This is a genomic window from Planobispora longispora (assembly GCF_016863135.1).
In the GTDB taxonomy this organism is placed as follows: domain Bacteria; phylum Actinomycetota; class Actinomycetes; order Streptosporangiales; family Streptosporangiaceae; genus Planobispora; species Planobispora longispora.
Genome location: NZ_BOOH01000037.1, coordinates 124888 through 137828, shown reverse-complemented (window position 1 = coordinate 137828; position 12941 = coordinate 124888). Strand labels below are relative to the sequence as shown.

The window sequence follows — 12941 nt, the reverse complement described above, 5'->3', positions numbered from 1 at the left end:
TGAAAAGCAGACCGCCATGATCGCGGCCGAAACGCGAAGCGGCAGGCCTCGTCCGGCCGGATGACAGAGCCGTCCTATGCCCTGGCGCGCCTGCTCAATGAGCAGCGCCGGCACTGGCCGATAGTCGGAGCAGTCATAAACCCGCTCGCGGATCAGCAGGTCCGGGGGTGGATGACGAGGCGGAGGGTGGTTTCACCTCTTCGCCGCCGGCGTGGCAGTGGAAGAGCTGCTCTCCCAGCGGGTGTCCCTGCTCGGCGATCCCGCTCGACCGCCGCTCGTCTTCCACGGCAGCCGATTCCGTGCGCTGACCGTCACCGGTTGAGGCCCACCCCGTCCGCAAGGCGGTGAGGACCGGCGGACCGTAACAGCACATGATCATAAACCTTGGCAAGGAGAGCTATGTCAACGGCTAGCACGGTTCCGGCAACTGCCGGAGACGTCAAAGAGAACCACGGCTCACTTCACATCGGTGACCTTGAGGTGAACTTCTTCGATTCGGTCGACGAGCACAGCGGTCTTCCGCCCATCGTGCTGGTCCACGGAACCGGCGGCAGCACCCGCAGCCATTTCGGCTTCCTGTTCCCCATGCTGGCGGCCAAGCAGAGAGTAGTGGCAGTGGACCTGGCCACCCCGCAGGGCCCGCCGGACGAAGGACAGATCCGGATGGCGGAGCAGGTCCAGGCAGTGATCGAGAAGGTCCTTCCCGACCGGCCCGTGACCCTCGCCGGCTACTCGCTCGGCGCGGTGGTCGCCGCCACCGCCGCCGGCACCCGACCGGACCTGGTGGGGGGACTGATCCTGATGGCCGGCTGGCTGAAGACCGACGCGCAGCAGAAGCTGCGCAACGATGTCTGGCGGGCCCTGCGGCAGTCGGACGTCGAAGCGCTCCGGCGCTACCAGGCTTTCTGCGCCTTCAGCGCGCCTCTCCTGGCGATGTTGAGCGACGGTGAGATCGAAGCGCTCGTGTCGAGTTTCCGGACCGACGACGTCATGGCAGCCCAGATGGAGATCAACCGACACGTGGACCTCACCGATGTCGCACCGAAGATCGCCTGCCCGACCCTCATCGTCGCCGGCACGGACGACTTGATGACGCCGTTCAGGCAGTCCAAGCGGCTCTTCGGCGCCATCGCGGACGCCCGATACACCGAAGTCACCTCCGGCCACGCGATGGTCGTCGAGCGGCCCGCCGAACTGGTGCACCTGATCGCAGCGTTCAACGCCAACCCGAACCAGTACCCCGCGGGCGCGATTCTGCCGGCCCGCCGACCCTGACCCGCACCCCCGTACCTCCATCCGAAGGAGCTTGATGTGCCCACCTCCACCCCAGACGCGTTGCGCGACGTTTCAGTGATCATCGTCGGCGCCGGATTCTCCGGCCTCGGCCTCGGCATCCAGCTCCGCCGGCGCGGCGAGACCTCGTTCGTCATCCTGGAACGAGCCGATGATGTCGGCGGATCGTGGCGGGACAACACCTACCCAGGTGTGGCATGTGACGTTCCCTCGCCGCTGTACTCCTACTCCTTCCGGACGAACCCCGACTGGTCGCGAATGTTCTCACCCGGTCAGGAGATCTGGGATTACCTGCGGGCGGCGGCCCGAGAAGAAGGCCTGGGACCACACCTGCGCTTCGGCGCCGAGATGCTCGAGGCCCGCTGGAATGAGAACGACCACCGCTGGACGGTCCGGACGCCGCAAGGCGAGTTCTACGGTGACGTCCTGGTCGCCGCGACCGGACACCTGACGGACATCAAATTGCCCGAGGTGCCAGGCCTGGAGACCTTCACCGGCGAGCTGTTCCACTCCGCCCGATGGAACCACGATTTCCCGCTGGCTGGAAAGCGCATCGGCGTGGTGGGAACCGGAGCCTCGGCGATCCAGATCGTTCCACAGCTCGCAGAGATCGCCGATCAGCTCGTCGTGTTCCAGCGTTCGGCGCCCTACATCCAGCCCCGCCGGGACCGTGTCTTCTCCGAAGCGGAGAAGAATCTCTTCCGCCGCGATCAGCGCACGGTCGAGGAGATGCGGGAGATGTTGTTCTGGTACAACGACTCCCGCTTCGCCGCCCGCCGTCTCATCGACGACTACCTCGCAGAGGCCAGCTGGCAGGCGTTGAGCCACCTCGATAAGCAGGTATCCGACCCTGAGCTGCGCGCGAAGCTCACCCCCGACTACACGATCGGTTGCAAGCGGATCCTGCTGTCCGACGACTACTACCCGGCCATCCAGCGGCCCAACGTGCACCTCGAAGCGGCGGCCCTGGAACGGGTGGAAGGCTCGACGGCGTTCAGCGCCGCGGGAGAGGCGTTCGAGCTCGATGTCCTGGTCGTCGCGACCGGCTTCGAGACCTACGACCTCCCGTCGTCGTACCGGATCTTCGGGCGTGGGGGGAACGCTCTCGCCGACCACTGGTCGAACGGAATGCAGGCCTACAAGTCGATCGCCACGGCAGGATTCCCCAATCTCTTCCTGCTCAACGGGCCAGGGACGAGCCTGGGCCACAACTCGGTCATCTACATGATCGAAGCCCAGATCGACCACCTTCTCGCGGCGCTGGACTGGCGCTCGGCACACGATGGGCGGGTCCTGGAAGTCTCTTCTGAGATCGAGAACGCCTTCGCGAAGCGTCTGGACGAGGGGGCCGCCGAAACAGTGATCATTCGGGGCGGATGCAGCAGCTGGTACCTCGACCCCCGCAACGGGCGAGCGACGCTGTCCTGGCCGGACTTCGCCCACCGTTTCCGAGACGAGTGCGCCCCCTTCGACCCGGCCGCCTACGACCACGGCGAGCAGAGCGCGGCGCGAGCCTGACGGGACACAGTCCCCGCGGGGTCTGGGCCCCTCCAGGCCGCGGCTCTCCCGGGACCTGCGCTACGAAGCCGTTGGCAGGCATCCTGCCAACGGCTTCCTCACATGCGCGTGCGATGCGATCGCCGTCGCACAGGAGTCGAAAGACGGTGCTCTATCAGGCTGCGGGAACTCTGCTGTGCCCGGAGCCGCCCGAACCGGCCCCTGCTTGGCACCACCAGGTGGCTCACAGCCACGCAAAAGGCGATGGCAGCGATACACCGCTGCCATCGCCTTTTGTCGTCGCAGATCAGTGCCCAGAAGTCAGCTTTCCGACCCGCTCGGTCAGCCGCGGCGCCACCTCGGTGCCCAGCAGCTCGAGGTGCCGGCGGAAGGCCTCCGGCTCCTCGTGGCAGTCGTAGTTGTAGACCAGGAGAGATCCGAAGCCACCGCACTGCTCGTACTCGGCCGCCAACCGGTCGACGACCGTGTCCACGGAACCGACGATCCACTGGAAGTAGGCGAGCGCCTCGATGTTGAGGTCCTCGGGGCTCACCCCCTCGGGGAGCATCTTCGCGATGTTGTCCATGTTGTAGGGAAGGACCCACTCTTCCTGAGTCCGCCGCAGTGGCGTGGAACAGGCCAGCGCGAAGGCCTCCTCGTCGGTGTCGGCGACGATCACATCACGCACCACCCGCCAGTCCCGGCGGTCCGGGGTGCGGCCGGTGCTCGCGGCGCCTTCCGCGTAGACCTCCCAGTGTCCTGCGAGGAACTCGTCGGTCATCGCGATGGTGAGCGGGATGTCCCCTCGGGCCCCCGCCCTGAACAGGGTGGAGGAGCGCGGTGAGAACGCGGCCATGGCCACGCGGGGGCCGTTCTCCTGGTAGGGCCGCCAGTGGTTGCCGAGCAGAAGGGGGTTGTCGTTGGGCGGCACGTCGACACCGAAGTGCTTACCCTGGATCTTGAGGCTCTCGCCCTTGTTGGCCCAGATGCGTCGGATGAGGTCCTGGGCCTCCTCCAGCATTTCGTGGTTCTGCTCGGGCATCGAGGTGCCGAACAGCTGGGCGTCGGTCGGGTAGGCGCCGGCGCCGAAGCCGACCATGAGGCGGCCCTTGGTTATGTGGTCGAGCGCCATCAGGCGGTAGGCCAGGGCTACCGGATTGTGGTACGGCAGCAGGTTGGCCGCCGTACCGAGTTTGATCCGGGACGTCTCACGGGAAAGTGCCGCGATGTGGAGCTCCGGCGAGTTCCAGCGCTCGTAGCCCTCCGTGAAGTGCTCCGAGAACCAGGCTTCCGCAAGGCCGTACTCCTCAGCCCAGCGGGCCGTCTGGAGGTCCCACTCGAACCCCACGGAAGGAGGCGTCGAGGGCAACTGATGGGCGTAGAACAGACCGATGTCCATGGAGCCTCCGGGTTACCGTCGGAATCGTTGGATTGAAGAGAAGCAGCCGGTTGACGCTCTGGACGGGCCGGAAAGAAGCGCGACGCCGCGTTCTCTGGCCAGAGTCTGGCATTCGGCGGGTCCTGCGACATCGAGCCCGAGCGCCATCGCCTTGAGCCAGGGCGTCAGTTGGGACGTCCCGCTGTGCAGCGGCCATGACGGCTTCGGCCCCCTGCCGTTACCGGCCAGTGCCGTCTCGTGAACGATGCGCCGCCCGAAGGACGGGGGCGAACTCGGTTGTATCGTCGGTGAGTCCGGGGTGACGGAGAAGAGGGTGTCGTCTCCTGATGGTGGGAAGGGACGCCCTCTCCTGCGGTCGACTGCCGGGCCCGAGGATGTCGGAAGCGTTACCGGGCGTTGCGGACGGTGTACATCACCGGGATCGCCGTGATGCTGATCACCGCTCCGGTGATATAGAGACTGATGTAGTTGTGCTCGCCGGACCCCAGGGACAGAAAGAACGGCGTCAGGAAAGGGGCCAGAGTCAGAGGAATCGAGATCGCGACGTTCGTGAGACCGAGATTCCTTGCGCTGTTCTCCGTGTCGGTCATGGTGGCGATCGCGTACCCGAGATAGACCCCCGAATAGGCGGCCAGTCCGATGCCGCCCACCAGTGCTCCCAGGTAGAACGTGGGAAGATCATTGCTGAACGCGGTGATCAGGAGCCCGATCACGCTGCACACCGTGCCGAAAAGCAGGATCGGCCGCCGTCGGCCGAACCTGTCGGCGAGCCACCCCGCGAGCGGGCTGCCGAGGAGCGCGGGGAGACATGAGGCCGCGTTGCTGTAGGCGATGACCGTGGCGAGCTCCTCAGAACCCACTCTCAGATGATCCTCGATGAAATACACCGCATATGTCGTTCCGAGTGCTCCGCCTAGGGAGATCAGGAACAGGGAAAGGAGAAGACGTGCGAAGTCGGGCGCCTGCCGCGGGTCGAAGCGCATGCCCGCGAGCAGATTGCGCAACCTCCCGCCGGCGGCCGGCGAATCGTCGCCCGTGTCCTCCCGCTCCTGCGGGAGGCGATCGGGGAAAGACAGAATGAAGGCGAGGACCGCGATGACCGCCATGGCCACCGGGAGGTTCACTTGAAGGAATGAGCTGTGCGGGACGAAGGCGATGATCAGGCTGCCCACCATCACGGCGATGAGGTTGCTCGCGCCGACGAGTCCGCCCAGCAGGCCCTGCTGGTTTCCGGGTACCCGGTCGGAGATGGCCGTCAGCAGCAGGGAGGCCACGGCCGTACCGAAGGCCGACATCAGCATCCAGCCGGCGGCCAGCGTGACCAGGTCGTGCGCGATGCCCATGAGGAATCCGCCGAAGACCGTGCCGATGAGGCCCAAGACGATCCATGGGCGGCGCATACCGAATCGGCTCCGCGTCCTGTCGCTCAAGGTGCCGAAGACGGGCGCGCTGATCGTCGCGATCAGCATGCCCATTCCGGAGAGGAGAGCAAAAGAGGTGGTCTTGCCGTCGGGATCGATTTCGGAGACGCGTAGGGCGAGAGTGACGAAGAGCGGTGTGTTGATCGCGGTCGCTGTGGCGAGCGAAGCCAAGGTGTAGAGACTGATGAACCTCTTGCCTACCGGTGCCATGTCATCCTGCGCGGGTACGGGCTCACTCCGAGAGGCCTCGAACGTGACGCCGTCCTCTGCGTCTGAATGATCAAGCGGGTTGATTTTGGAATAATCCATCGGACCTCCTGTGGTGAGGATGGGGAGCGGGGATGATGTAGGCGAGGAAGGGGGGTGCCTCGCCCCCGGCATGGTCCGTAAGCGTTGGTGCAGCAGGCGCTCAGATCGCGCCGGCCTGTATTTCGGGAGGGCGGATCAGGCCGAGGGCGTCGACGAATGCCTCGACGGTCCCGGCGGTCTGATCCGCGGAGTGGACGGTGGGGAGAAGGAGCCGGCCCCAGGCCGCCGCGCAGATGCCGCGTTCCAGCGGTCCGGCAAGGACCAGTTCGCGGCGGTGATGCCAGCCCGCTGCAGCGGATCCGGCTACCGTCGCGGCCGGGTTGTCGCCTTCTACGTCGACGAGCCGTGCGCCCTTGCCGGACCTGCGGTGCACAGGATGTGGAAGCATGGAGGCGTGTACTGACGGGGTGTCGCCACCGCTGACGACGTGATGAGGGCTCTCGTAAGGAGCCTCGGATCGGCTCCAGAGGGATCGCAAGGAACTGCCCCTTTGCCGTGATCTTGGGATCGGTCCGGTGTTGGATCGGGTTCACGGGAGCCGCTGAACTGGATTCGACATGAGCATCTGTCCAGTGCAGGACATCCGGTAAGGGTTCAATCTCCCTGCGAGAAGCGGCTTGCTAATTGAAGTACCGCGCCAATCGATGGGCTCGCGCTGCCATGTTCGTCATGCGGCCGCCTGGGCGTTTTCCTGAGGTCAGGTGGTTAAGTCGGCCGTGGCACTGTCAAGCATGTGAGTTCCCGGGGCAGGGGAACGGAGATCCAGTAGGTAGGTGGTCTTCATGGCCATCCATCGGAAACTGGGTCCCCGTTGATCGTCGAGTCAGTCAGGTCCGTTGCCTCCAGTGCTATCAACACGGATACCCCCGTACCGGTGAACTGGTGCGGCTCGGCTACCAGGTCAGCGAGGCGACCCCAGGGCGGATCCTCCGGTGTCGGCGCACCGACCGGAGTCCCGAGAGGTGACGCCTCCTGGCGAACGTTCCTGCGCGCTCAAGCACGAGGTTTGCCGGCCGTCGACTCCTTGTCACTTCGCAGGACTTCCAACTCAAGCCTTTGCGATGGATTTTGAAGCGGTACGGGGTCTGCGTCGGTTCCCGCTGACGACCGAGAGATCCGAATGGTACGACCCGGCCGCCTCGATCCGGACGAGGACCTCGCTGGGACAGGGCGGTTCAAGAGCAAGCGTCGCGACCGTGATGGGCCGGGGCTTCCGATAGGAGGGCGACGTGCTGATCTGCTCGAAAACGACTCCCTGGATCGACGCTTCGGAGCGGGATTTCCCAAATCTGGACGATGATCCCTCACCGTGCTCGCTTCCGCCAGCATGTCCGGCTTTGCTGGCACGGATTTGCCGCCATCTGGCAGTTCGGTCCGATTCGCAGAGCCATGTCTGTTGTTACCTTCACCGCGAGACGGCGGAGAATCTTCGGAACAGCAGAATCGGAACGCGATGTGAAGGAAGAGACATGGGATACGTCCACCCGTGGCACGTGCGTTATTACGAGGTCGACCAGCAGGGGGTGGTCTTCAACGCCTGGTATCTGGCATGGTTCGACGAGGCCATTTCGGGCTTCTTTCAGCACAAGGGTTTGCCTGTCCTCGGGTTGCAGGAACAGGGTGTCGATTTCCAGCTCGTCCGAGCCGAGCTGAATTGGCGCTCAGGTGTCCGTTTCGGCGACGACGTGTCGATTCTGGTCGAGCCGGTGCGGATCGGGAACACGAGCTTCGAGGTGTCCTTCACCGTCCTGCGGGATGCTGAGGCCGTGTGCGAGGCGCGCATCGTCTATGTCTCGATCGCCGGGGACGGTTCGGGCAAGTGTCCGGTGCCCGAGATCCTGCGCCGGGTACTGGGTTAGTAGCGGCGATCATGCCGCGATGACCGGTAGGGCCCCTCCCCGGTTGTTCTCCCTCGAATCGCCGGGACACGAAACGGGGGGCAGTGCTCGCCGGCCCACCGTTCTGGGGCGGGCAGGTCCGTCGCCGTGAGGTAGCCGGGTTGCTCCAGGGCAAGCCGACCAAGCGCTGACGGTGTATGGAGCCGGGTCGCCGGTCCGGCGGTGACCTCCCGGAACCGGTGATCGATCGACCCTGAGCCCGGCTCACCCCCATCCCCGGGGAAACGGCTGAGGCACGGCCTCCCTCGGTATTCGCCCCGGGCCGCTATCGCTTGACCGTGGCCGGTGACGTTCCCGTCGGATCGTGTGGCACGTGGGTTCAATCACGGCCTGGTTCACCGGGTGCAGATTCGCATGAACAGACGCGGTCGGCTTGATGAGCCCATGACCGCTGTCCTCGCTCGTGCACGGCGACTGGTCGAGCACTCGACACGAAAGGACGCGCGGATGTCTGCTCAGCTCGATGTGGCCGTGCTCGGCTGCGGATACATGGGCTCTGCTCTAGCCAGGACGTTCGCAGGCGGAGGAGCCAACGTCACGGTGTGGAACAGGACTCCGGAGCGCGCACAGGCTCTGACAGCCTCGGGATGCTCCGCCGTTGCGACTGTGCAGGAGGCCGTGAGGCGCGCGCGGATCGTTGTGATCTGCCTTAGCACCTACGAAAGCGTCGAGGTCGTTCTCGGTGACGCCGGGACACTGGCCGGCCGCGTCGTCGTCAATGTGACCACGGGCAGCCCGGATCAGGCGCGGCCGATGCGGGACCGGGTCGCCGAGCAGGGGGGCGGCTACCTCGACGCCGTAATCGTCGGTTATCCGGAACAAGTCGGGCGAGAGGATTTCCTGCTCCTGGTCTCCGGCCACGAACCGGAGTGGGAGACCGCTCGGCCGGCCCTGGCGCTGCTCGGCGGCATCTCTCGCCATGTATCCGAGTCTCCGGAGGGTGCGAACGTCTTGGAGGCCGCCACGGTCGGCGCCTTCCACATGACCATCCTCGCCGCGTTCGCCGAGGCCGCCCGCTACGCGAAGTCCCAAGGGATCTCTCCGAAGGAGTTCCTGCCGCTGGCGGTGCGTGTGGCCAGCGTGTTCGAGTTCCAACAGGAGGAGATAGTCCAGCGGCTCGCCGACGAGGACTTCACCACCGACCAGGCGACCCTTGCAACCTATGAGAAGGCAGCCCGCACGTTCCAACACGCGCTGTCCTCCTCCGGCACGCGGGCCCCGCTGTTCGACGCAGCGGTGGCCGAGTTCGGGCGCGGTGTCGCGCAGGGCCGGGGCGAGGACGCGGTCTGGACGCTCGCCGCAGACCGGGACGGCGCCTGAGGAGAGCCGTCCCAGCTGACACGTGGGCCCGTCCCTGCGGTGCTCTCGGACAAAGCGCGCGTGATCCGCGCTTTTGAGACTTGCGAAAGGGCGGCTGTCCGTCTCGGCGTGGATTTCGCCGTCGCCGTCACCTTCGGATGAGGCCGCCGCGGGCTGCTGCTCAGCTGATTCGTCGGCACGCTTGACCTTGTGATTTCGTCGGTGACTAGCAACAGCGTTTGCGGGTCAGTTTGGACAGCGCTGAGGGCCAGGTCTGCCTGTGTCGGCTCCGTGACGGGGCCCGGTGCTGGGTGCAGAAGTCCAGCCACTGATGTCGACCCGTCGGTGTGGATCGCGTAGTCGCCGCTGCCTGCGCAGGCGCGCCCGTGTTGACACCCTGATCCACCGACTTCGCGGTAGCGCGGAAAGAGTTGTGCCTCTTGCCGTACCCAGCACGCATTCGAGGAAGTACGTCGACACGTCCCTCACCACGAGCTCGCTGACGCCTGTGGTTCAGCCCGGTCCGCCGGCCGCGGGACCTGGCCGGGGAACCTGTGCCGCCAGCTTCTTCGGCGCCCGCAGGCAGTAGCTCTCGATGAGCAGCTCGGCGATCTCGTCCCAGTCCGCGTCCGGTTCGATCACCATGCCCACGACCTGCGGGTGCCACCTCGGTTTGTAGAACGGGTGGCCGGTGCCGACGAGCGCGGCGAGCTCGGCACCGGCGGAGCGGACGGTCAGGACGGTGGCATCCCCGACGAACGGCGCGTCGCGGGTGTCGGCGGGCGGGTACTCGTCGCTGATGCCGAGGACGTGGGCGAAGGTCTTCTTGCGGACCAGCCAGCGGGTGCCGACCCAGGCCTGTTCCTCGTAGACGCCGGGGAGTGCCAGGCACAGCGCGCGGAGGCGGTCGAGGACGTCGTCCGGCACGTCGGGGCTGTCCGGCATCGGCGTCTCCCAAAATTGTCGGTGCTCTCGTGCATGATGCCCGCCAAGAGCCTGAACCACGTCGACATCGGCACCGGAACCCCTGTCCTAACCATTGGTCGGGCGCGGGTGGTTTCGTTCGTGAGAAGTGACCGCATTTGTTCGTGAGTTCTGACCGTACTTGAGGGCTGGAACCATGATCAATGTTCGGGAGAGCCGACCGACCATGGGATGGAGGTCGCGGGGTCAGGGAGGCCAGTTTGTCAGTACTCGGCCCTAGCCTGCGGAGCATGAAACGATATGTCGACGAGGACCTGCACGGTGCAGAGTTCCGCGAGTGCGATCTGACCGGGGCACGCCTGATCGGCGTCGTCATGCAGGACGCCGTGATCGACGGGCTTATCACCAACCTCGTGGTGAACGGGGTCGAGGTCACCGAGTACGTCCAGGCAGAGCTCGACCGGCGTAATCCGGTGCGGCTGCTGATCCGCTCCGAGGACCCTGCCGAGCTGCGCGAGGCAGCGCGTCAGCTCCATGCCGGCTGGGCCGCCACGATCGAGCGAATCCGTCGTAGGCCCGGCATCGAGCGCCGCAGCGTGAACGACGAGTGGTCGGCCGTGCAGACGATGCGCCACCTGGTCTTCGTCCACGACTCGTGGTTCCGCCGCTGCTGCCTGGGCTCGACGGAGCTGTTCACGCCGATGGGCATCGGGACGACCGTCGAGCCCTACCGTGGAGCGCACGGGCTTGACCTCTCGCTCGATCCGTCCCTCGACGAGATCGTGAGCGTGCGTGACGCACAGGCCGCCGAGCTGGAGGCCTGGCTCGACAAGGTCACCGCTGAGCAGCTCGCCGGGCGAGCGCCGGTGCCCGACGACGATGTCTGGCCGCCGTACGCCCGGGGCCGCTCGGTGCGGCAGTGCCTCGGCGCGGTGCTCAACGAGACCTTCGAGCACCACGGCTTCTGCGTCCGCGATCTCGACCTGATCGAGGCACAGGACGCTGAGTAGGACGGGCTACGGACTCACGCGGCACTTCTCGAGCATCCGGCGGGCCCGAGCTAGGTGCGGGCGGCCCGCCGGGAGGGCGGCGAGCTCGTAGAGGCGCGCCGCCCTGGAGGTCGGCGATGCGGTTCATCAGTGCGGTCGAATCCCGCGAACAACTCGACCTTGGACTTCGGCTGCACCAGCGCCTCCCATCTTGCGGGGCACATTCATCGTCTCACCACAAGCCCAAGGGCGCTTCTACTTCTCAGCGACCGAAACGATCGCTGTCACAACTGACCGACAGACGCTGTCGCTACTCGCCTACGTAACCAACCTTGTCGGGTTCGGGGATGAGAAGCTCCTCGCCGCCGCAGCCGAGGACAGCGCAGATGATGTTGAGGTCGTCGAGTTTGATGCTGGCGGGCTCGCCCGACTCGGGCCCGGACATCTTCCCGACGGTGAGGAGGACACTCGCAGCGATCACGCCGAGCGTGACGGCCATGACCGCCGGGGGAGTTTGGGCACTCATCGCCGGCCCCGGCCCCTCTGCCCTGGAGCGCAAGACGCTCAAGAGCATCAAGGTACGTGTCGAGCGGGTCGGCATGACGGCGCGCCAGCCGTGCTGACCGTAAAAGCAGGCCGAGCATCGGAGACGAAGGCGCGGCAGTGGGCCTGGTGCCGCGTCGCGGTGCAGCTTCCCCAGCTACCGTTCGCTGGCCTGCTGGGACTCTGCGCTGGAGTGGGGGCGGGCATAGTCGCTTGGTGGCGCGGTCAATGCGCTGAGCAGCTCTTCCAGGCGGGTGCTGCGCGCTTCGGCGGCCGTCAGGGCGGTGCGTAGTTCATCGGCGCGAATCTGGGCGGCGTGCCGGACGACGTCGGCTTCGGCGGCACGGATCTGCGCATCGGTGATCTTTTGGTGCGCCTGGGCGAGATTCTGGTCACGCTGTTCCAGTACGGTTCGTACCTGGGCGCTCTCCTGCCGAGCCGCTTCCGCTGCGGCCCGCGCGGCGTCCGTGTCGGTGCGGGCTTGAGCGTAGGCGGCTTCGGTGGCCTGCAGACGTTCGTTGAGCATGGCCAGTTGCTCGCGTAGATCTGCGTTGTCGTCCCGCACCCGGGCCAGAGCACGGTCAGCTGCTTCGAGCTGTTCGCTTCTTTGCTGGTGGGCGGCGCGTGACGTCTGCAGTTCCTCCTGGAGGGTCCGCAGCCGATCCTCCAGTACTCCCTGGGCGGCTTGCGCCGCGTCGCGAGCGGCTTCGGCTTGACCGCGGGCCCGCTCGTGGCGGGCGACTTCTTCCCACGCCTGCTGGCGGACGGCCTCGGTCTCAGCCCGAACGCGTGCCATCTGGCGCTCGCTTTCCGCGCGGGACGCCTCGGCGTCGCGGACGGCGGCCAGCGCCTCGCGGCGGCGCTGTTCGGCGTTGTCGGCGCGGGTCTCGGCCTCATCTGCCTCGCGGCGGGCGGCTATGGCCTCGGCGTCGGCGGCCTGGATACGGGCCAGGGCACCGGTCTCGGCGGCCTGCAGGCGGGTGGTCAGTTCGGCCAGCACGCCGGTGAGCCGGTCGGCGGCCGGTAACACGGTCTCGGCCAGGGTGCGGGCGGCGGCCAAGGGCTCGGCCACGGCCGCGTCTTGCTGTTCTCGGCGGGTGCGGGCGGCGGCGTCTTTGTGGGCGGGGCTGCAGTATTTGGCCGGGCGGCCGCCGATCCGTCGGCCGTTCTCGTCGCGGCGCGGTGCGGGCAGCGGGTTGTCGCAGCCCTGTAGCTGGCAGGTCCCGATCGGCTCGTCCGCTGCAGCGGCGGGGGTGCCATCGACGGAGGCATCGTCGCGATCTTCAGGCATGCCCCTCAAACCAGCACGGCCGATAAAGCGATACGCGGAAATATATAGCTTTACTCGAAACACTAAACTGGGTTGCAA

Annotated in this window: 11 protein-coding genes; 5 read left to right on the top strand and 6 right to left on the bottom strand. The window is 66.4% G+C overall.

From position 1 onward, the window contains the following. The first annotated feature begins 480 nt into the window (after positions 1–480). Both Plo01_RS22760 and Plo01_RS22755 read left to right on the top strand, forming a co-directional pair. Complete coding sequence (locus Plo01_RS22760; RefSeq protein ID WP_203892693.1) at positions 481–1275, top strand: alpha/beta fold hydrolase; 795 nt, start codon at positions 481–483, stop codon at positions 1273–1275. 36 nt (positions 1276–1311) lie between these two features. Beyond that, the gene (locus Plo01_RS22755) at positions 1312–2811 is read left to right on the top strand and encodes a flavin-containing monooxygenase (protein WP_203892692.1); all 1500 of its coding nucleotides are present in this window, start codon (positions 1312–1314) and stop codon (positions 2809–2811) included. 286 nt (positions 2812–3097) lie between these two features. Here the strand turns inward: Plo01_RS22755 and Plo01_RS22750 are convergent, their stop codons facing one another. The 3 genes from Plo01_RS22750 to Plo01_RS22740 form a co-directional block, all read right to left on the bottom strand. Next, positions 3098–4189 carry an LLM class flavin-dependent oxidoreductase gene (locus Plo01_RS22750; protein WP_184946596.1) on the bottom strand — a complete coding sequence of 364 codons (1092 nt, stop codon included), beginning with the start codon at positions 4187–4189 and terminating at the stop codon, positions 3098–3100. A gap of 386 nt (positions 4190–4575) precedes the next feature. Continuing rightward, on the bottom strand, positions 4576–5919 hold the full coding sequence (locus Plo01_RS22745) for an MFS transporter (RefSeq protein ID WP_203892691.1): 1344 nt from the start codon (positions 5917–5919) through the stop codon (positions 4576–4578). Positions 5920–6019: 100 nt separating this feature from the next. Further along, a complete protein-coding gene (locus tag Plo01_RS22740) occupies positions 6020–6292 on the bottom strand; it encodes a hypothetical protein (protein WP_203892690.1) in 273 nt (90 codons plus the stop codon). A 1096-nt stretch (positions 6293–7388) separates the two neighbouring features. Between Plo01_RS22740 and Plo01_RS22735 the strand changes: the two genes are divergently transcribed. After that, complete coding sequence (locus tag Plo01_RS22735) at positions 7389–7778, top strand: acyl-CoA thioesterase (RefSeq protein WP_068923788.1); 390 nt, start codon at positions 7389–7391, stop codon at positions 7776–7778. Between the two features lie 486 nt (positions 7779–8264). Beyond that, positions 8265–9137, top strand: coding sequence for an NAD(P)-dependent oxidoreductase (locus tag Plo01_RS22730; RefSeq protein ID WP_203892689.1), 873 nt, complete (start codon positions 8265–8267; stop codon positions 9135–9137). 492 nt (positions 9138–9629) lie between these two features. Here Plo01_RS22730 and Plo01_RS22725 read toward each other — a convergent pair whose 3' ends face one another. Continuing rightward, the gene (locus tag Plo01_RS22725) at positions 9630–10061 is read right to left on the bottom strand and encodes an MmcQ/YjbR family DNA-binding protein (RefSeq protein WP_203892688.1); all 432 of its coding nucleotides are present in this window, start codon (positions 10059–10061) and stop codon (positions 9630–9632) included. A 269-nt stretch (positions 10062–10330) separates the two neighbouring features. Between Plo01_RS22725 and Plo01_RS22720 the strand changes: the two genes are divergently transcribed. Next, on the top strand, positions 10331–11050 hold the full coding sequence (locus tag Plo01_RS22720; protein ID WP_203892687.1) for a DinB family protein: 720 nt from the start codon (positions 10331–10333) through the stop codon (positions 11048–11050). Positions 11051–11339: 289 nt separating this feature from the next. On the opposite strand, the gene Plo01_RS22715 is transcribed toward Plo01_RS22720, so the two are convergent. Both Plo01_RS22715 and Plo01_RS22710 read right to left on the bottom strand, forming a co-directional pair. After that, a complete protein-coding gene (locus tag Plo01_RS22715) occupies positions 11340–11528 on the bottom strand; it encodes a helix-turn-helix domain-containing protein (protein WP_203892686.1) in 189 nt (62 codons plus the stop codon). A 201-nt stretch (positions 11529–11729) separates the two neighbouring features. Then, the gene (locus Plo01_RS22710) at positions 11730–12863 is read right to left on the bottom strand and encodes a coiled-coil domain-containing protein (RefSeq protein ID WP_203892685.1); all 1134 of its coding nucleotides are present in this window, start codon (positions 12861–12863) and stop codon (positions 11730–11732) included. Positions 12864–12941: the final 78 nt, after the last annotated feature.

Excerpts from the sequence above, each read along its gene's own strand:
- Plo01_RS22750 (WP_184946596.1), bottom strand. The coding sequence starts at position 4,189 with ATGGACATCGGTCTGTTCTACGCCCATCAGTTGCCCTCGACGCCTCCT.
- Plo01_RS22745 (WP_203892691.1), bottom strand. The coding sequence starts at position 5,919 with ATGGATTATTCCAAAATCAACCCGCTTGATCATTCAGACGCAGAGGAC.
- Plo01_RS22735 (WP_068923788.1), top strand. The coding sequence starts at position 7,389 with ATGGGATACGTCCACCCGTGGCACGTGCGTTATTACGAGGTCGACCAG.
- Plo01_RS22730 (WP_203892689.1), top strand. The coding sequence starts at position 8,265 with ATGTCTGCTCAGCTCGATGTGGCCGTGCTCGGCTGCGGATACATGGGC.
- Plo01_RS22725 (WP_203892688.1), bottom strand. The coding sequence starts at position 10,061 with ATGCCGGACAGCCCCGACGTGCCGGACGACGTCCTCGACCGCCTCCGC.
- Plo01_RS22720 (WP_203892687.1), top strand. The coding sequence starts at position 10,331 with ATGAAACGATATGTCGACGAGGACCTGCACGGTGCAGAGTTCCGCGAG.
- Plo01_RS22715 (WP_203892686.1), bottom strand. The coding sequence starts at position 11,528 with ATGGCCGTCACGCTCGGCGTGATCGCTGCGAGTGTCCTCCTCACCGTC.
- Plo01_RS22710 (WP_203892685.1), bottom strand. The coding sequence starts at position 12,863 with ATGCCTGAAGATCGCGACGATGCCTCCGTCGATGGCACCCCCGCCGCT.